Origin of the sequence: Cernens ardua (assembly GCF_051251085.1) — a bacterium.
In the GTDB taxonomy this organism is placed as follows: domain Bacteria; phylum Pseudomonadota; class Gammaproteobacteria; order Pseudomonadales; family Halomonadaceae; genus Cernens; species Cernens ardua.
Genome location: NZ_JBPCZH010000001.1, coordinates 179,425 through 197,292 on the forward strand (window position 1 = coordinate 179,425; position 17,868 = coordinate 197,292).

Consider the following 17,868-nt stretch of genomic DNA (forward strand, 5'->3'; position numbering starts at 1 on the left):
TAGGGAAGCTGGATAATTGGAATAATTAAATGTCATGCCCTACAGGCATGCTATCTCCCAATAATTTTGGCAGTCGTACGTAACAGGAGCCCGCATGAGCCATACGCAACAGGCGGTAGATGAACTCAAGGAAGAGTTTGGATTTTTCGATAACTGGATGGATCGTTATCAGTACATCATGGATTTGGGTAAAGCATTGCCAGCGTTTCCCGATGAATGGAAAACCGCCGAGTACCGGATTGATGGATGCCAGTCCAACGTGTGGTTTCATCATGAATTCAAGGAGGGTGTTTTGCATTTTGATGCCAGCTCGGACGCTGCAATTGTGACCGGCCTGGTGGCCATTGTACTGCGTGTTTTCAATGATCGGCATCCGCAGGAAATTCTTGATACCCCAACAGATATACTTAAGGAACTAGGGTTAGAGCAGCATCTTTCTCCCACACGTAATAATGGTCTACACGCCATGTTGGGGCATATCTATACGCTAGCAAGCCAACATGCCTAACCAAAAGGGGCATGGCTAATCAGCCGGAATGCTGGGGAAGAGGGGCAGGAAAGTGCATACAGGCATCAACACTATGGGGACTGAGGCAATCAGAGGTCATTGATAACGTTTATCAAAGATAATGATTAATCTGAACACTGATCATGGAAGAGCTAATAAAGTCGCTAATGAAATGTCGCTAATGAAATAAAAGGGTTAGTGCTTTTTACTCGTCTGTGTTTCCCTGGCATTTTTAGTGTCACAATGGCAACTTCCCGGGACTTCATCAATGCCGCCGGGGTGGAGTGGGTGGCATTTTGCGATGCGTTTAAGGGCCAGCCAACCGCCGTAAAAAGGCCCATGTAGCTTAAGAGCCTGTAATGCATAATTCGAACAGCTTGGGTAAAAGCGACATTTGGGCCCCAATAACGGGCTAATCGCGTACTGATAAAGTTTGATCAATCCAATCAACGGCCACGCAAGTACCTTGTGAGCCGTTTTGTCCTTTTTGCCCAGCGCCATTAATGTGCCCCGTATAATTCATCAGCATCTATCATGGGAGCGTTGATAACTTTTGCTTCAGAAGTATTAAGTGCCGTATAGAAACAACTTTTTCGTCCCGTGTGGCAGGCTGGCCCCGTTTGATCAACCTTGAGCAATAGGGTATCTCCATCACAATCCAGAAAAGCTTCCCGTAATAGTTGAATCTGACCGGATTGCTCGCCCTTGCGCCAAAAACGCGAGCGCGAACGGGACCAATAACAGACTCGCCCCGTATCCAATGTCTCTTCAAGTGCGGCGCGATTCATCCAGGCCATCATCAGTACCTCTCCACTGTCATGTTGTTGCGCAATGGCAGGGATAAGGCCATCCACATTCCACGGGATAGCATTCAATACATCCTCTAGGGCATAGGTGCTGCCCGTAGGTGATTTTTCGATTTGCTTGAAAAGATCTGAAGGCACTTTAAATTTCCGTTACACCAGGAAGTTATATTAATGGCTAACGCCAATCCGATATAAATGATTCAATATACAAGGATATCAGTCGGTTAATTACTTATGCGGTTAATTACTTATGTTGGCACTCCGCACAAAGGCCTGTGAGCTCGATAGTCTGTTTTTCCAACGTGAAATTGCGTTTCGCCAGTAAGTCTGTGAGGACATCAACGACTTCAGGTTCGTGCATCTCTTCTACACGCCCACAATTCCGGCAAATGATTAACTGGAACCCTTGCGTGTGTGTAGGTTTCGGTTCGGGGCATGGGCATGCGATAAATGCATTTTGCGACTCGATACGATGAACAAATCCCTGTTCCATCAAAAAATCCAGTGCGCGATAAACAGTGGGTGGGCGGGCTGATGCATGCTCACTGGAAAGTTTATCAAGCAATTCGTAGGCTTTCAGTCCTCTGGGGGCCTCACTGACCAATTCGAATACACGGCGGCGGATGGGAGTAAAACGTACACCCTGATCCCGACAACGCTGCTCTGCCATTTTGGTCAGCTCAGCGGTCGAAGCATTGTGATTACAGTGCATATCAACTCCAACTTATAGATATCATCGATGTGATATTATAGCACTTTTCCCCACAAAATGGCCTTGGTTTAGGAGAATGTGCCAAGCAGATGTTGAAAAAAACAGGAGTTTCAGTTGATGAAGCACGGTAAAGACAGGCCCTTTCCGCACTGAGACGAACAGGGCCAAAACGGCAATCCCAGTAACTGATTGCCAATTAGTGCAAAAATCAGCGCGTCGGAAGATCCACGTCACTAAAGAGAGCGGGTATTTCACTACTGGGTGTAGTCAACGCTTCCTCGATCGTCGCCGCATCCAGATGAGCGGCAAAACGATTGATAAAATCATACATGTAGCGACGCATGAAAGTACCTCGTCTTAACGACAATCGTGTCGTCGATGACGAGAACAAATGCCCCGCATCGATAGCCACCAGATCCTGATCGCGTTCATTTTCGATAGCCATGTGCGCGACGATCCCAACCCCCAGTCCAAGACGCACATAGGTTTTAATAACATCAGCATCCACAGCAGTCAGCACAACATCAGGCGTTAGCCCAGCCGCAATGAAAGCATCATCCAGTTGAGAACGACCAGTAAACCCATAGGTATAAGTGACAATGGGGTATTCGACCAGTTGCTCAAGTGTCGGCTTTTTATTCTCCGCCAGCGGATGATCCCTGGGGACCAATAGCCAACGGTTCCAGCGATAGCAGGGAAGTGATACCAGATCAGCGTACATATCCAGCGATTCCGTGCAAACGGCAAAATCGGCTTGCCCATCCGATACCATTTGGCCGATTTGTCGCGGCGTTCCCTGATGAATGTGAAGAGTTACATTGGGATAACGTTTTCTGAATGCCTGAATGATCGGGGGCAACGCATACCGGGCCTGTGTATGAGTGGTTGCGATCGACAAGCTGCCTTTTCTTTCATCACTGTGTTCCTGAGCAATTCGTTTGATTTTGTCGGCGCGATGGAGGATATCGCCTGCAATTTCAATAATCTGCTGCCCACTTTCTGTTACATGGCTGAAGTGTTTCCCTCGGCGAGCAAAAATCTCGATACCCAGCTCATCCTCCAATTGGCGAATTTGTTTGGAAACACCCGGCTGGGACGTGTAAAGGTTACTGGCCGTCAGTGATACATTCAGATTGTTGCTGGCCACCTCCCAGATATAACGCAACTGCTGCAATTTCATTACCAAATTCTCCCTATTTATAAGAGCCATCACCCTGTTCTGTAAGTGCTTGATATTTAGTGCTTGATATTCAGTGCTGCGGTGTAGTGCTTACAGACAAGGAGGCAATTGTCTTATTCCACACTTGGTTATATTGAACGCGAGAATTGTTTTATATAAAAGGAATAAAAATGAATTCCTATATTCATATAGGATATAAAAAAGCGGTTTTTAAGGCGTTACGGGAGAAGCATATTAGGTCTTGCAGTGCTGCATGTACTTTTGGTTATAAGACCTAGTGTGAATAGTGTCTCTTAAGCAATTGAAATAGTCTCCGCTCTGGTGTGCTCAGCATAGTGTCTTCACTCAGTTTCCACGGGGTATCGGTATGCCGCTAGTGATTCTTGCGATCGGTATTATTGCTTTATTTGGTCTTATGGTTGGGTGGAAACTGAATAGTTTTCTTGCCCTGATTATAGTGAGTCTGGGTATAGGCATTGCCGAAGGTCTTTCTCTCAGCGATGTCATAAAAGCGGTCGAAAGCGGCATGGGGGACACCCTGGGGCACCTGGCGCTGGTCATCAGCTTTGGCGCGATGCTTGGCAAAATGATGGTAGATAGCGGCGGGGCGCAAGTCATTGCTGATACGTTGATTGCAAAATTTGGTCGCACCCATATCCGATGGGCCATGTGTGTGACCGGTTTCGTGGTTGGTTTGGCCCTTTTTTATGAAGTAGGATTCATTTTGTTGATACCGCTGGTCTTCGTGATCGCCCGTTCAGCAAAAATTCCGCTCTTTGAAGTAGGCATTCCCATGGCCGCGGCACTCTCGGCAACACACTGTTTTTTGCCGCCACACCCCGGTGCAACCGCGATTGCTCTCGTGTTCCATGCTGATATCGGGCTCACATTGATTTATGGGCTTATTGTGGCTATTCCTACTGTGATCATCGCTGGCCCATTGCTATACCACACCATGAAAGATATGAATCCCGCTATTCCTGAAACCCTTGGCGATATCGACGTTGGTGAGCTTCAGCGAACGCCGGGGTTTTGGATGAGCATCATGACCACGCTGATCCCCGTCATTTTGATGGCAGCGGCTTCTGCGGCTGAATGGGGCGGCATAAAAGGGGGCCTGTTGACGGATTTTCTTGAGTTTTTGGGAAACCCTGTCATCGCATTGCTCATTGCCGTCCTGATTGGATTTTATACGTTTGGTTTCAAAGTAGGGCGGTCGTCTGCACAAGTCATGGAGTCTATAAAAAGCTCAGTGCTGGCGATTGCAATGATCGTTTTGATTATTGGTGGTGGTGGCGCATTCAAACAGGTATTGGTTGATAGCGGGGTGGCGCACTATATCCAGCAACTGATGCAGGGCGCTTCGTTTTCCCCATTATTACTGGGGTGGCTGATCGCCGTCATTATGCGTATATCCGTAGGTTCAGCCACCGTTGCTGGATTAACCACCGCAGGGATGATGATTGGCGCTACTACGCATCAAAATGTCTCGGCTGAATTGATGGTATTGGCCATTGGAGCGGGAAGTGTATTTGGTGGGCCGCCCAATGACCCGGGCTTCTGGATGTTTAAAGAGTTTTTCAATCTCAGCGTGAAAGAAACTCTCCGTTCATGGAGTTTGATGGAATCCGTGATTTCCGTTTTTGGGCTGATTTTCGTTCTGATATTAAATGAAGTCATTATGTTGATGTGGTAATGGGCAGGAGCCGGTCATTGCTCCGGGCTGTCCCATAAAGCACGGTAGCGACTGATCTTGACTGGATTCGGCTCAATACCATAAGTGTCGAAAAACAATGCGTCATAATGTTTCCCGAAATTGATTGTCCAACTGAGACTATAAGTCGCAATCGCGAGGTCAGACCAACGATCAGCCACGCCCAAACGCGCCAGATCCACCAGCCCCACGAATTCTCCCTGTGTGTTCATCAGCGTATTGGGTACACAAGGGTCGCCATGACAAACCACTCTGTCTTCTGGAGCTGGCATAGGCACTTGGGAAGTATCATACCAACTATCCTGAAACGGGCACTCACTGGCTGGACAGGACTCATGCAGTTTTCTCAATCCAATGGCCATGGCTTTGACAACACTTTCAGGCTTGAAAATACCTGTATTTGACTTCCACTGTGGTGCGACAGCAGACACAGATGGAATCGCTTGCGTAACGAGCCAGCTTTCGTGTCGATTCCGACCAGCAGCCAATACCTTGGGAACATTGAAATAACGGCTGGCCCAACGCAGCTTTTCTGCTTCAGTGATTAGATCGACATCCGCTAACGCTGACGGTGTGACGTTATCGAGAGATTGCCATTTGATAAAACGGGATACAGTGCGACCATCAACACCGACATGATCTGCACGAAATGTCATACCTTCCAAACCGTTGCGCCAAATCCATTCGAGTGGATCACCCGCGGCCAGAGAATAAACGATTGAAGGAATTTGGGGTGCATGCATGAATATATGACTCGTGAAGGAGCTGAAACGATATGGTATAGGTATAACAACATAGCGTTAAAATAGCATTTATACCATTACTTCGCATAATATATATTATGTTAAATTGCATATGTGTTAGTGAAATCTCTCTAAGGACTTCAGGCAATATTTGTGGTGGCCTGCTATCGACATATTGCGTCATGTGATACCTTATTGCTTATCAAGCGTTTGAAGAGACTCCCCCTCCATGACTTCCATTCCGCATCACGAGCATTTTGATCGCGTTCGTCAGGATCACCAACGTGAACTTATTGAAGATTACGTTGAAGAGATTGCGCACCTTCATCATGCCATGGGTGAAGCGCGCGCCAGTGACCTCGCCGAAAGATTCGGTGTGAGCCCGGCGGCTGTGTCCAAGGTTATCACACGCCTCAAACGTGATGGCTATGTCACTGCCAGGCCTTATCGGGGTATTTTCCTGACAGAACAAGGTGAATCATTGGCTGAAATGGTTGCCGAGCGCCATCAGGTTATCCTGAATGTATTGCGTACGCTCGGTGTTGAAGAAGAAATTGCGCGTGCTGATTCTGAAGGTATTGAACACCATTGTAGCGATAGCACTGTGGAGGCAATGCGACGTTTTCTAAAAGAACATGCGCTGAAAGCAAAAAAAGAGCCGAAAAAGTAAATTTTGGATAAAACTGGAATCAGTTCCTCAACGGTTCAAGAAATTATCGACAATGGATTTGAATGCAGTAAATTTCTCTGCATGCACCCAATGTCCGGTCGGCAGTCTTTCTATAGTGAGCTCAGGGAATATTTGTCGTGCCGCTTTAATACCCTCAGGCGTCACATAGCTCGAATGTTCACCCATGACCAATAGCGTAGGTTGTTCAAAGCGCCCTGCTATTTGCTCCCCATGACTTCCATTCAAAGGTGTATCCGAAATTTTCGGATATTCCTGAATAATATTCTCCAGAGCAACACGCCAACGCAGTAGTCCTTCTTCGTCACGTACCAGATTGGTCGCGATAAACTGCCGAGTACCCAGGTCAGTCAAGAATGGCTGCATGATCATATCAGCCTCACGCCGCTCTTTGATTCTGGCGCCAGCGACAGCCTGCATTGCCTCAAAGATATCCCTGTGCTCGTGCCTGTAATTCACCGGCGCAATATCTTCGATAACCAGTCGATGAATCAATGCAGGATAAGCACAAGCGAGCGCAATGGCGGTTTTTCCTCCCATGGAGTGTCCCAGTAAATCGAATTGCCTGACATCGAGTGTGGCCAATGTCTCTACCACATCTGCGGCCATATCGGCATAGTTCATCGCGGATGTATGCGGAGAACGGCCATGATTTCGTAGATCAAGTGCGATAACATGACGCTCCCGCCCCCAGGCTTTAACCGCAGAGCGCCAATTGTCTGCACTCCCCATTAATCCATGAAGAATAACCAGTGGGAATCCGGTGTGCTCTTCCCCGGCAACGATGGCATTAAGAATCAAAATCCGTTCCCTGTGCTAATGATTGAATGGTGGTATCGATGTAAGTCGAGATGGGGCCGTCATCCCTCTGATTACGTATATTGAATAGCTGCGGTAACGATTATTCGAGGATCACGTGGTTTTTCTCATGACTTTCAAAATGGCATTTAACAGGACGCCGTAAAGAGGAATGAAAAAGATCAGGCCAATAATCAATTTGATCGAGTAATCTACCATACCAATTTCGAACCAATGTGCCGACATGAACGCATCGGGGCTATGGTAGAACGCAATAGCGAAGAATGAGAGCGTATCGATTAGCATGCCGAAAATAGTGGATGCCGTAGGTGCTATCCACCACTGCTTCATCTGACGCAACTTATCGAAGACCGTAATATCCAGTAATTGCCCGAATACATAGGCGCTGAAACTGGCCAAAGCAATTCGTCCAACAAATACATTCCAATGGAGCAAGGCATCGAATCCGCGAAAGCTTGCCTGTTGCCACACTACTGATACCCCATAGGAAAGAATAAGTGCCGGCAACATAACCCAGGCAATCAAGATGCGTGCGTTGTGCTTACCCAGCAACCTGACGGTCAAGTCGGTCGTGATGAAGATAAAAGGAAAGCTAAATGCGCCCCAAGTGGTATTAACGCCCCAAAAGTGAATGGGGAGCTGGACAAGGAAATTACTGGCGGCGATTACCAGTATGTGAAAGCACACTAGAAGCGTTAATGCGATTGTATAGGGGTGGCCGTTGCCCGGGGAAGTATCCGATAACATTATATTCACCAATGGCTGATCTGTAGATCCTCAAGATCGTAAGTGCCCTATTCTATCTTGTCTTAATGCCCCATATCCACGCTTCAGGCATTTCAATCAATTGGATTCTGGTAATGAATGAGGAGGTTTAAAAGGCTTTTTGCCTGAGTGAAAGTTATGAGGTTAATTTAAAATGAATTTCCCATTTTATTTTTGCACTTGTTTCCTTCACATTATTTAGTGGTGTATAACATCAGGTAGAAAATATGCACATACATAATAAGGCTAGACTTTGGTCTATAAAATTAATGTTGAGTATAGCATTGGAAAGTTACGCCTTATTATCAATATATAACGCATAGCGAATGCGTAAATAATATAAACAGCTAGGATACAACCGTGAATCATGTTCAGGTAATTTCACTCGTCTTATTGGCAGCGCTGTTAATCCTTTCGATTTCTCGTCGCATTAATATTGGTCTATTGGGCATTGCTGCTGTGACATTGATCGTTTTCTTGTCGGATATCAGTGTTAAACAGGTCTATCGGGAGTTTCCTGCAGGCATTTTTACGTTGTTGTTGGGGATTTCGCTGCTTTTTTCCCACTTCGAGCGCAGTGGCGGACTGCCATGGATTATCAAGGGCATCTATTCTGCCATTGGGTCTCGTACCTTTCTGATTCCCTGGGCAGGTTTTGCCCTCGGGGCCATTATCTCAACGGCAGGGGCATTTTCCCCTGCGCCTATCGCGTTGCTTGTACCCATCATTGCCGCTGTGAGCATGAAGTATCCCAAGCTCTTTTTTATAAGCGAGATGGGCGTCATTGTAGGGGCAAATGTTGCTGGGCTCTCCCCATTAAACCCGACCGGTAATATTGTTATCGAAGCGGCCAAAAACGCGCATGTTAGCTATAACCCCTGGATTGTTTGGGCGTTTTCCATAGTGATGGGAGCAATTTTCGTCGCCATTTTGCAGAATGTATTCAAGACTCGACATATGTATGAGGCTGACCCTGCTTATGGTAACAAGCGCCCTCCTTCTGCACACGGGCGATTCCTGCTGATTCGCCCCATTATGAATGAAGAGGAAAATGCCCCTGCCCTACAACCGTTCTATGCCAGTGTTTCAGGGCTTGCAGTTCTTCTTTTTGTGGTGCTGGTTGTCTTCTTTCATTCCGATATTGGTCTGACAGCTACGTCGTTGGCTGTGCTTTTGATGATCTTCTTTCCGCGCGACAACAAGCTTCACCTTCAAAAAGTACCCTGGAATGCGATTATCGTGCTGTGTGGACTCCTCACCTACGTCAAAATCGTTCAGGATCTGGGCACAATGGATGCCATCCAGTATGGTCTCATCAGCATGACCAGTAATCCGCTGGTTTTAATGGTAATTATTGCATATCTGGTGACATTATTGAGCAATATCGAGTCTTCAACGCTCGGTGTTATGGCATTGATGGCCCCCATGTTGTTTGGAATTATTGGTCCAATGGATCACATTGCGTTGATTGTGGCAGCAATCATGGGACCTCCCACTCTAAGCGTTGTTAATCCTATACATGCAGCTGGCACACTGGTGATGGCGTATACCGACGAAGCACAACAGAATGCTGCCTTCAGGCGTAATCTGATCCTGTCGGGAATTATCGTTGTGGTTGTACCCGGTATTGCAGTGCTGCTACCGCTGCTAACCCATTTATTCTAAATGGATTAATAAAAGGCCTGAAACGGTGGGAGTTTGGGTCTTGAAGAGGTATGGACAGAATTAGCAAGGAATTAATAGAGTGTAAGGAGGGTAAAAATGAAAATAATCAAGAAAGCTGTGTAGTAAAAAAAAGAATATGAAAAAATAAATGAAATTAAATTAAAAGGGTGGCATTTTACGACACTATAAACATTGTATAGCTTGATTATACGCTGTTATTAATACAGGCCTCTTTCAATTAATGAAGTTGATTTCATTCAACTTATTATTGGTCGGTTTTTTGGGTAAAGAGTATATTTGGGCACATTTTTTGTTCAATAGTGATTGATCAATGCGAGGCATAAAGGGGATATATATAGAAATAATTTCCCCTTCATGCTTTTTTATGCTTACTGTTTTTCCCACTTCAAACGGGTAATACGATCAATAGCCCGATCAATCCCTTTTTCGATACCGGTACTGGTGTGAACACCTAGCTTTTGTGCCATGCTCAACTGCTTTTTCAGGCTGATTTCCAATACGCGTGCGTCTTTTGCCTGTTTCTGCAAATAGGCTTCACTCGTCGATACTTCATCAATCAAACCATTGGAAACCGCTTCACTGCCATACCAGATATCCCCGGTTGCAATGCTGTCAATATCCAACTGAGGGCGGCGCCTGGACACAAAATTCTTGAACAGGTCATGAGTATCGGCCAAATCCTCAAGAAACTTGGCGCGCCCTTCTTCGGTATTTTCACCTAACATGGTAAGAGTTCGTTTGTATTTACCCGCTGTCAGAATTTCGACATCCACATCATTCTTTTTCAAGAGTTTATGAATATTGGGTACCTGCGCAACCACGCCAATTGAACCAAGTACCGCAAAAGGTGCTGCCACAAGATGATCCGCACAACAGGCCATCATGTACCCACCACTTGCCGCGACTTTATCAACGCAGATGGTTAATTTGATGTTGGCTTCCCGGAAGCGATCCAACTGTGCTGATGCCAAACCATAAGCATGTACCATGCCGCCACCGGATTCCAGACGAAGCACGACCTCATCACCCTCTTTGGCGGCAAGCAATAGGCTGGAGACTTTTTCGGTCAGCGCTGGGGTATCATTGGCTTTGATATCCCCTGAGAAATCAATAACCCACACGACTTTTTTATCGTTAACGGTATTTTTGTTTTTCTTCTCTTTTTTGGCTTCTTTCTTTTGCTCTTTGGCTCGCGCTTTTTCGGCTTTTTCTGCCTGAGCAGGCTCAAGACGGTGAAATTCCAGCGCTTCCTGACGTTCTTTATAATGTTTGCCGCGATCTTCAACGATCAATTTGGCGTTATTCGATTTTCCCTGAGCCTTTTGACGGGCAATCATGCTAATGACAATCACAATCGCTACCACGATGACGATCGCTTCTACAACAAACAGGCTAAAGTGGTACAGCCAATCGAGCATTACGCCTTCCCTCTTTTCATAAATGAGTACATTTCATCTCGACATGCCTGCATATACATATCGAGAAAATTCTTATGGCGCTATTTGACAGCGACACTGCGAACAAAATTGTCTATCAGTTCCCATGCAATTGATTCTGACCCTGGCAGCGCGGGGAGTGATTCGGGTTGAAACCAGTCAGCTGCTTCGATCTCGATCCCATCGATGGTGATGTCTCGCGTTAATGCTTCTGCGTAAAAAGCCAACATGAAGGAGTGAGGGAACGGCCATGACTGGCTTTTGAAATAATGTACCCGCCCTATTTCAACGCCCACCTCTTCCCTGACTTCTCGCCTCAATGCTTCTTCAGCAGACTCTCCTGCTTCAATAAAGCCGGCCAGTGTACTGAACCTTCCCGCTTTGAATCGTGGGCTACGGGCCAACAAAAGTTCACGACCATAAGTAACCAGGGTGATAACACATGGTGAGATACGCGGATATGCCCGAAACTTGCATTTTACACACTGCATCGCCATTTCGTGGGAATGAGGGCGTGTTTCCGAACCACAGCGTCCACAGAAACGATGATCCCGTTGCCAAGTGGAAAGTTGAAGTGCCGTGGAAATCAAGGGAAAGATATAATCGGGCTGTTGCATCCAGGCCCGCCCTTCTGGCCATTCAGGTTCCTGGTGGTCCAGAACTTCCAGTACAAGGGGCTCCCCTCGCCAATGGCCAAGAGTAATTGCATGCTCCGGTACTGGGAGCATCTCACTAATAATGGCATCCAATACACCGGGTGAAATATGCCCGGCATTATCGATGCGTATGCGTCGGGCTTTACGTAAATGCTGATGGCCCATCAGGTCGCGCTCAAGTACAGGCCATTGCGCAATCCCACAGGGAATGCCGCCACTTGTGGAAGTGGCTGGCCCTGGATCAGCAGGTTCCTTAGTGTTCATGTAGCTGATCCCATAGGCAGTGTCCACCTGCCTTTTCACGCAGCAGATTCAGTTTGTTCTGATGTGCAGTAAGCTCTTCATCAGTAGGTTGAACAACCACAAGTTGATGGGTCTCGGCAGAAATTTTACCCAGCGAAGCTCCAGTGCCCTCTTCTTCAGAGGAATATTGTGTTTCAGCGGATTCCAATGAAAGAGAGGTTTGCCCACCCGTCATCGCCAAATAGACTTCGGCGAGAATTTCCGCATCCAGCAAGGCGCCGTGCAACGTACGAGCTGTATTATCGATACCGTAACGTTTGCACAAGGCGTCCAGATTATTACGCTGACCGGGGTGCATTTCACGTGCCAACGCGAGTGTATCCAGTACACTACAAACGCTTGCAATCGGCCCTAAATGGGGTTCCTTGCGAAGGGCATTCAGTTTATCAAATTCATAATCCAGAAAGCCGACGTCGAATGACGCATTATGGATGACAAGCTCTGCCCCTTTGATAAAATCCCAAAATTGGTCAGCAACCTGAGCGAATACCGGCTCATTGGCTACCCGTTCATCCGTGATGCCGTGAATTTCGATCGCTTCTGGATCAATGGGGCGTTCCGGGTTGATGTATTGATGGTAATGGCGCCCCGTCAAGCGGCGGTTAATAACCTCTACCCCGCCAATTTCGATCAGTCGGTGCCCTTCACTGGTTTCAAGACCTGTGGTTTCCGTATCCAGAATGATCTGGCGTTCTGCATGTGTGTCACTCATGTTGACCACTTAATCCATCGTCAAGAAAATTTGTTGGGAGGAGCGCTTGTTTACTTCTATAGAGAGCAAGGATTACCTCTCTTTTTCCATCAGTTCATCCATCGCCAGATTGGCCAGTTCATCTGCGCGCTCATTACCGGGATTGCCTGCATGCCCTTTTACCCAATGCCATCGGACATCATGGCGTTGAGTTTGTTCCAGCAACGCTTTCCAAAGCTCGGCATTTTTAACAGGTGCCTTCGCCGCTGTTTTCCACTGGCGTTTGACCCAGTTATGTATCCATTTGGTAATGCCATTACGCACATATTCGGAGTCTGTCCATAAATCAACCTGACAGCGGCGATTCAAAGCCTTTAGTCCTTCAATGGCGGCGGTCAACTCCATACGATTGTTGGTGGTCTCTGGCTCGCCTCCGCGAAGATCCTTTTCATGGGGGCCACTGCTAAGCACGGCGCCCCAGCCACCGGGTCCCGGATTACCTCGGCATCCACCATCTGTATAAAGCGTAACCAGAGGGAGTGACTCATCATGAGTACTCTGCTGTGGCGAGTGTTCTGCTGCATGTGTTGTTTGAGACAAGATTCGAAAACCTGTGTGCTTAATGATTCTGGTGTTGTGCTGCCCTTGAATGCGGCAGTGACCACTAAAGGCTCAGTGGCGAGCTGGATTGTGACAGCGAATACTGTGACCAAGGTCAAGGTAACGCTATGCGTTACCCCTGTGCTCTATTGCTACCCCTGTATTCTATTGCTACTCAGGTATCCTATTGATACCACTAGGCCTTGTAAGACCGATCCTCTTGTAGAGTGAGTCTCTTGCTACCGGGGGCTGGTCTCCATGCGTTTCTCTTTGCAACATGGTGTCTTTAGTAATGTTTACTATCGAAACTTAATCCTGCCGGGTACATGCACTTAACCCCATGGATCGTAAACCCAAAGACAGTTTGGAGGAAAAGCCAGGTTTTAATGGAATAACACGCCACTGTTTCCTTTTTGCGATCACTACAAAACTTCGCCCTATCGGAAGCGCATTCAACCATCCAATACTCACCCTTTGGGATGCATCGGATCGTGGTGTTGTATAACCGATATAGTGTACCTGTTTCACTTCGAAATCGACAAATGCCAACCAGTCTTTAAGACGAGAGACACTGCGCCAGTGTTGATGTTTTAACTGAGTACGCTGATGAGGCGTTAGCCGAGCGCGTTGCCTGCAAAGTCGGCTTCTATCGATAATGCTACTGCCGACGGGGTTCCAGCCGACAATAATCAGTAATCCGTCATCCGCTGTGACACGTGCAGCTTCGCCCAATAAATGATGAGGTTGAGGTACCACCTCCAATATATGATGCAGGACGGTGACATCAATCGATTCGTTTTCCAAAGGGAGTAATGATGGATGGCACACCAATGAGGCTGCCCTTTGGGCTTCTTCTTTCGAACAAACCCATTGGATTGGATGGCGGACGAAGGCATCATCCAGTATAACTTCGGGGGCAGGTGTAAATTCCAGCCCTTGTTGCCAAGTACTCATGCCAACAATAGAAGTTATCAGTGAACGTTCCTTTTGCCATAATGAATGCCCATTGGCTGACTTCCAGAACGTTTCAGCGTGCTTAACACAAAACGTCAATTTGTCGTATTCCTGTTCTGCCGACAATGTCATGGATGCGTACCCCATTTTTTGTGTTATACTATGCGCTATCTTTTGGAAATCGGAAGCAATCAACCGCCTCTTTCATACTTTATCTCATACTATTTTCATACTATATATCGGCTATTTCACATCAGCTTTTAGGCTTGGAATATCTTTTTTATCATTTTTATTTTCTGTTCCATCCCCCTTCCAAGTCACCAAAGCCCTGTTTGAAGTGTTAGTGCGTTCTCATTGAACTTTTTGTTCAAAAATAGATCAAGTGATCTAGCCTGCCTGACGGTGTCTTGCTCCCCTACATCGTGTTCTCTAGTTGTATGCTTGTTTGTAACCGTGCGTTAGCGCATGGCGCTATTTGAATTGACCATGTTGATGGTTCAATGTCGAATGTTCGTCCATGAATTTTCGACTCGGGTGAGTATCAAGGCATCGTGAAAAAACTGGGATATAAGAGGCAGAATGACCATGATTAAGCCACGAAGCTGGGCAAATTGTCCCTATTTCATCGCATATGCTTCTCCTGAAAGGCATTGTGGCTTCAACAGCAATGATAGCTTCGAATAACAGTAATGAGAGAGATCACCATGAGTAATCCAGTATCCGTAAAGGCGTCCAGCCTCGAAGTGACAGCATTGCCTGCTCTTTCAGACAATTATATTTGGGTGATCACGTCGCCAGAGAAAAAGGACGCTATCATTGTTGATCCGGGTGAGTCATCCCCCGTCGTGGAGTGGCTGGAGCACGGTGGTGGGAAAGATTATACCCTGACACTGATTTTGGTTACTCATCATCATGGTGATCATACCGGGGGTGTCGCTGAGCTCGCTCGCCGTTACCATGTACCCGTATGGGGGCCCAAGGAGTGCCGCTCAATAGAAGCCCAACGAGGGTTGAGTGAAGGCGATTCGGTCGAACTTTTCGGTTATCCAACAGAGATATGGAGTACGCCGGGGCATACCTTGGATCATATCGTCTATCTGGTACACACCGAACCGGCCATGTTGTTTTGTGGCGATACTCTCTTCCGTGCCGGAAGTGGTCGCCTGTTTGAGGGTACGCCTGCGCAAATGCTTGAAAACTTCAAACGTTTTCAACAGTTGCCTGAGGATACTCTGGTATTCGGGGCTCATGAATATACGGTCTCGAATCTGAAATTTGCTCAGCAGGTCGAGCCTGAAAATGCGGATATCGAGTCTGCATTGAATCAGGCTTCCGAACAGCGCAGCAAAAATCAACCTACACTGCCAAGTACTATCAAAGACGAATTGGCAGTTAATCCATTCATGCGCTTCAATGCGCCGTCTGTGATTCAAGCACTGGAAGCTCGAACTGGACATGAGCCAGCAGATGAAACCGATGCCTTTGCTAAATTGCGAGGCTGGAAAGATATCGCTTAGCCATTATGAGGTGCGTTATCTCCTGTTTCATTGTTCCTCAGGAGGAGGAGCATGCTGACGTAATACAGGAACTTCGCGTTTTTTATGTTGAATCTTTTAGGTAGTAGTAAATTCCGGGCGCGAGCCGGTTTGCTGTTGGGTGGTCTGATGACGCTTTCAGTAGGAAGCTCATTCATCATCAATGAAGCCACGAAAGCCTCCTCTACAACAGAGGATATAGCCGATACAGCAGAGGAAACTTCGCCTTATAGTTCCGCCTGGCAGCATGCGGCCGCTGACTTTACGCTGGAGCATCATCTGAGCAATCCACGCGTACAGCACTGGATTCGCTGGTATCAGGCCCATCCGGTCATGTTTGATGACTATGCGCAAAATTCGGCACTTTGGTTGCCGTATGTCATTCAACAGGTTGAGCAGCGGGGAATGCCCGGTGAGCTGGCATTATTGCCCTTCATCGAAAGTGGCTATAATCCGCTTGCGCGCAGCCCAACAGGCCCTCGGGGTATCTGGCAACTATCTGCCAATACCGCCAGCGATCTGGGGTTGAAAAACTCGCTTGGGTACGCGGCTCGCCAGGATGTAGTTGCTGCAACACCTGCGGCGCTTGATTATCTCGAGTCATTGCATGAACGCTATTTCCCTCACAATTGGGAATTGACGCTGGCTGCCTACAATGCGGGGCCGGGGCGAATTCTTCAGGCACAAATAGCGGGTAAGTCGAATAGCTACTGGTCTTTGTCGCTTTCGCAGGAAACCATGGATTATGTGCCCAAGTTGCTGGCTCTTGCTGCGATCATCGCTAATCCTCATCGGTATGGAATCAAACTGCCTGCATTGAATGACAACACACGCTTCACCAGTATTGATCTCTCCCGTTCGCTGAACCTCTCTACAGCGGCCAGGCTGGCAGGGGTAGATGTGGCGCAACTGCGTGTTCTGAATCCGGGCTATGTCGGGCAATGGGTCAGCGGCTCCCTGCTGATACCGGCGCAGTCACAAGCGCATTTCAAAACTCAGTTGGACAAGTTTCTCAATGATGACTCGCCACTCCACTATGTTGTGGCCGAAGGAGACACTTTGAGCGCCATCAGTCAGACGACTGGGGTTTCCATCAGTGCCATCCGCCATTCGAACCAGCTGGCGCAAAACAGTCCTCTGCGTGTTGGGCAAACACTGATATTGGATAGTGCATGATTCTTTCTGAATGAATGCCTGAAAATCACTTGATATTTGCGATGTGCCTCCACTACTCTCTCCTCTCCGACCGAACCAAGAGTGAGTCCACTGCATGCTGTCTTTCCCTCGATCACGTATACGAAATGAGAAAGCGAATGAGCAAGACAGCAGCCTATATCAAGGTGCACGTAGCCCAATGAGGCATCAGGCAGTCATTCATCAGGGAATCGAGAGCGTTGTAAAACGGATCACTGTTCTTCTGGGGTTCACGGTAGGAAGTGCATTCGCGGCCACTCCGCCGATGCCGCAGACGCATGCGCTTTTGGACAACCACTTTGCAACTGCGGGCACTGCGACAGCCCTCCCGTCGCAAACGCTGCAACCCGTCAGCTCGACTGCAGTCCAAATCTACCCTGCGGCAGTGGAAGCCAGTTTGCCTTCTGCTGCCACAGGGACCTCGCCGGAAATGGGCGCCTCGGGCAGTAATACACTGGCACCCAGTGCTCATATGCAGGCACCTCCCCCCATGAATGGCACTTTCGCCAGTCAACCTGCGCCTTTCGCGTATGGCAACCGCGATCTCTGTGGATTACAAACCTTGCTCGTCATTGAAGCAATGCAGCAGGACCGAACGAAGCCTCATATGAGTTTTGATCAATTCAATATTGATATTATTCGGCGTTTTTTCGAGTCAAAAGTACTGGATAACCTGTCGGATGACAAAAAGGTATATTTCATCAATTTAATCCATCAGAACGCACAGGCAGCTTATGCGCAGGGGTGGAAGCCGCTACCATCGAAGCCTTCTTCACAACGTGATGACAAGTTAAAAACACTCATGTGGCAGCAGTGCGATGCTGACCTAAGCCATCCGTGATTGATGTTGAATGTGCCGAGTCTGTGCTTTGTCTCAT

General features: G+C 47.5%; 19 protein-coding genes. 7 read left to right on the forward strand and 12 right to left on the reverse strand.

Features of this window, described 5'->3' with window-relative positions; all coding sequences use genetic code 11:
- Window positions 1-94 precede the first annotated feature (94 nt).
- Window positions 95-508 carry a SufE family protein gene (locus LMG33818_RS00895; RefSeq protein WP_442321470.1) on the forward strand — a complete coding sequence of 138 codons (414 nt, stop codon included), beginning with the start codon at window positions 95-97 and terminating at the stop codon, window positions 506-508.
- 195 nt (window positions 509-703) lie between these two features.
- Here the strand turns inward: LMG33818_RS00895 and yidD are convergent, their stop codons facing one another.
- From yidD to cysB, 4 genes are all read right to left on the reverse strand, one after another.
- Window positions 704-1,009: a membrane protein insertion efficiency factor YidD gene (gene yidD / locus LMG33818_RS00900; RefSeq protein WP_442321471.1), complete on the reverse strand. Its 306-nt coding sequence runs from the start codon at window positions 1,007-1,009 to the stop codon at window positions 704-706.
- Entirely contained in the window at window positions 1,009-1,452 is a 444-nt protein-coding gene (gene hisI, locus LMG33818_RS00905; protein WP_442321472.1) for a phosphoribosyl-AMP cyclohydrolase, read from the reverse strand. The genes yidD and hisI overlap by 1 nt, the downstream gene beginning before the upstream one ends.
- Before the next feature lie 106 nt (window positions 1,453-1,558).
- Window positions 1,559-2,026: a transcriptional repressor gene (locus LMG33818_RS00910; protein ID WP_442321473.1), complete on the reverse strand. Its 468-nt coding sequence runs from the start codon at window positions 2,024-2,026 to the stop codon at window positions 1,559-1,561.
- A 208-nt stretch (window positions 2,027-2,234) separates the two neighbouring features.
- Entirely contained in the window at window positions 2,235-3,206 is a 972-nt protein-coding gene (cysB, locus tag LMG33818_RS00915) for an HTH-type transcriptional regulator CysB (protein WP_442321474.1), read from the reverse strand.
- A gap of 367 nt (window positions 3,207-3,573) precedes the next feature.
- Between cysB and LMG33818_RS00920 the strand changes: the two genes are divergently transcribed.
- The gene (locus LMG33818_RS00920; RefSeq protein ID WP_442321475.1) at window positions 3,574-4,902 is read left to right on the forward strand and encodes a gluconate:H+ symporter; all 1,329 of its coding nucleotides are present in this window, start codon (window positions 3,574-3,576) and stop codon (window positions 4,900-4,902) included.
- 14 nt (window positions 4,903-4,916) lie between these two features.
- Here LMG33818_RS00920 and LMG33818_RS00925 read toward each other — a convergent pair whose 3' ends face one another.
- The gene (locus LMG33818_RS00925) at window positions 4,917-5,663 is read right to left on the reverse strand and encodes a phosphotransferase (protein ID WP_442321476.1); all 747 of its coding nucleotides are present in this window, start codon (window positions 5,661-5,663) and stop codon (window positions 4,917-4,919) included.
- Window positions 5,664-5,892: 229 nt separating this feature from the next.
- On the opposite strand from LMG33818_RS00925, the gene mntR reads away from it, so the two are divergent.
- Window positions 5,893-6,333, forward strand: a complete 441-nt coding sequence (gene mntR, locus LMG33818_RS00930; RefSeq protein ID WP_442321477.1) for a manganese-binding transcriptional regulator MntR — start codon at window positions 5,893-5,895, stop codon at window positions 6,331-6,333.
- Window positions 6,334-6,360: 27 nt separating this feature from the next.
- Here the strand turns inward: mntR and LMG33818_RS00935 are convergent, their stop codons facing one another.
- Together LMG33818_RS00935 and LMG33818_RS00940 are read right to left on the reverse strand one after the other, a co-directional pair.
- Window positions 6,361-7,152, reverse strand: a complete 792-nt coding sequence (locus LMG33818_RS00935) for an alpha/beta fold hydrolase (protein ID WP_442321478.1) — start codon at window positions 7,150-7,152, stop codon at window positions 6,361-6,363.
- Window positions 7,153-7,263: 111 nt separating this feature from the next.
- On the reverse strand, window positions 7,264-7,917 hold the full coding sequence (locus LMG33818_RS00940) for a 7-cyano-7-deazaguanine/7-aminomethyl-7-deazaguanine transporter (protein ID WP_442321479.1): 654 nt from the start codon (window positions 7,915-7,917) through the stop codon (window positions 7,264-7,266).
- Between the two features lie 378 nt (window positions 7,918-8,295).
- Here LMG33818_RS00940 and LMG33818_RS00945 point away from each other — a divergent pair, with 378 nt between their 5' ends.
- Window positions 8,296-9,600: an SLC13 family permease gene (locus tag LMG33818_RS00945; protein WP_442321480.1), complete on the forward strand. Its 1,305-nt coding sequence runs from the start codon at window positions 8,296-8,298 to the stop codon at window positions 9,598-9,600.
- Between the two features lie 389 nt (window positions 9,601-9,989).
- Here the strand turns inward: LMG33818_RS00945 and sohB are convergent, their stop codons facing one another.
- The 5 genes from sohB to LMG33818_RS00970 all read right to left on the reverse strand — a co-directional run bounded on the left by sohB (window position 9,990) and on the right by LMG33818_RS00970 (window position 14,393).
- Complete coding sequence (sohB, locus tag LMG33818_RS00950; protein WP_442321481.1) at window positions 9,990-11,039, reverse strand: protease SohB; 1,050 nt, start codon at window positions 11,037-11,039, stop codon at window positions 9,990-9,992.
- 80 nt (window positions 11,040-11,119) lie between these two features.
- Window positions 11,120-11,977: an NAD(+) diphosphatase gene (gene nudC, locus LMG33818_RS00955; RefSeq protein WP_442321482.1), complete on the reverse strand. Its 858-nt coding sequence runs from the start codon at window positions 11,975-11,977 to the stop codon at window positions 11,120-11,122.
- Entirely contained in the window at window positions 11,967-12,728 is a 762-nt protein-coding gene (dnaQ, locus tag LMG33818_RS00960; RefSeq protein ID WP_442321483.1) for a DNA polymerase III subunit epsilon, read from the reverse strand. Before dnaQ ends, nudC begins: the two co-directional genes overlap by 11 nt.
- A gap of 72 nt (window positions 12,729-12,800) precedes the next feature.
- On the reverse strand, window positions 12,801-13,307 hold the full coding sequence (rnhA, locus tag LMG33818_RS00965) for a ribonuclease HI (protein WP_442321484.1): 507 nt from the start codon (window positions 13,305-13,307) through the stop codon (window positions 12,801-12,803).
- 309 nt (window positions 13,308-13,616) lie between these two features.
- Window positions 13,617-14,393: a class I SAM-dependent methyltransferase gene (locus tag LMG33818_RS00970; protein ID WP_442321485.1), complete on the reverse strand. Its 777-nt coding sequence runs from the start codon at window positions 14,391-14,393 to the stop codon at window positions 13,617-13,619.
- A gap of 572 nt (window positions 14,394-14,965) precedes the next feature.
- Here LMG33818_RS00970 and gloB point away from each other — a divergent pair.
- The 3 genes from gloB to LMG33818_RS00985 all read left to right on the forward strand — a co-directional run bounded on the left by gloB (window position 14,966) and on the right by LMG33818_RS00985 (window position 17,831).
- Window positions 14,966-15,778, forward strand: a complete 813-nt coding sequence (gloB, locus tag LMG33818_RS00975) for a hydroxyacylglutathione hydrolase (RefSeq protein WP_442321486.1) — start codon at window positions 14,966-14,968, stop codon at window positions 15,776-15,778.
- Window positions 15,779-15,862: 84 nt separating this feature from the next.
- Window positions 15,863-16,972 (forward strand): transglycosylase SLT domain-containing protein, encoded by a 1,110-nt coding sequence (locus LMG33818_RS00980; protein ID WP_442321487.1) that lies wholly within the window; start codon window positions 15,863-15,865, stop codon window positions 16,970-16,972.
- Between the two features lie 178 nt (window positions 16,973-17,150).
- Window positions 17,151-17,831 (forward strand): hypothetical protein, encoded by a 681-nt coding sequence (locus tag LMG33818_RS00985; protein ID WP_442321488.1) that lies wholly within the window; start codon window positions 17,151-17,153, stop codon window positions 17,829-17,831.
- The last annotated feature ends 37 nt before the right edge of the window (window positions 17,832-17,868 follow it).

Excerpts from the sequence above, each read along its gene's own strand:
- LMG33818_RS00920 (WP_442321475.1), top strand. The coding sequence starts at position 3,574 with ATGCCGCTAGTGATTCTTGCGATCGGTATTATTGCTTTATTTGGTCTT.
- LMG33818_RS00970 (WP_442321485.1), bottom strand. The coding sequence starts at position 14,393 with ATGACATTGTCGGCAGAACAGGAATACGACAAATTGACGTTTTGTGTT.
- LMG33818_RS00980 (WP_442321487.1), top strand. The coding sequence starts at position 15,863 with ATGTTGAATCTTTTAGGTAGTAGTAAATTCCGGGCGCGAGCCGGTTTG.
- LMG33818_RS00910 (WP_442321473.1), bottom strand. The coding sequence starts at position 2,026 with ATGCACTGTAATCACAATGCTTCGACCGCTGAGCTGACCAAAATGGCA.
- LMG33818_RS00940 (WP_442321479.1), bottom strand. The coding sequence starts at position 7,917 with ATGTTATCGGATACTTCCCCGGGCAACGGCCACCCCTATACAATCGCA.
- dnaQ (WP_442321483.1), bottom strand. The coding sequence starts at position 12,728 with ATGAGTGACACACATGCAGAACGCCAGATCATTCTGGATACGGAAACC.
- LMG33818_RS00895 (WP_442321470.1), top strand. The coding sequence starts at position 95 with ATGAGCCATACGCAACAGGCGGTAGATGAACTCAAGGAAGAGTTTGGA.
- LMG33818_RS00985 (WP_442321488.1), top strand. The coding sequence starts at position 17,151 with ATGAGGCATCAGGCAGTCATTCATCAGGGAATCGAGAGCGTTGTAAAA.
- LMG33818_RS00925 (WP_442321476.1), bottom strand. The coding sequence starts at position 5,663 with ATGCATGCACCCCAAATTCCTTCAATCGTTTATTCTCTGGCCGCGGGT.
- mntR (WP_442321477.1), top strand. The coding sequence starts at position 5,893 with ATGACTTCCATTCCGCATCACGAGCATTTTGATCGCGTTCGTCAGGAT.
- sohB (WP_442321481.1), bottom strand. The coding sequence starts at position 11,039 with ATGCTCGATTGGCTGTACCACTTTAGCCTGTTTGTTGTAGAAGCGATC.
- yidD (WP_442321471.1), bottom strand. The coding sequence starts at position 1,009 with ATGGCGCTGGGCAAAAAGGACAAAACGGCTCACAAGGTACTTGCGTGG.
- nudC (WP_442321482.1), bottom strand. The coding sequence starts at position 11,977 with ATGAACACTAAGGAACCTGCTGATCCAGGGCCAGCCACTTCCACAAGT.
- gloB (WP_442321486.1), top strand. The coding sequence starts at position 14,966 with ATGAGTAATCCAGTATCCGTAAAGGCGTCCAGCCTCGAAGTGACAGCA.
- cysB (WP_442321474.1), bottom strand. The coding sequence starts at position 3,206 with ATGAAATTGCAGCAGTTGCGTTATATCTGGGAGGTGGCCAGCAACAAT.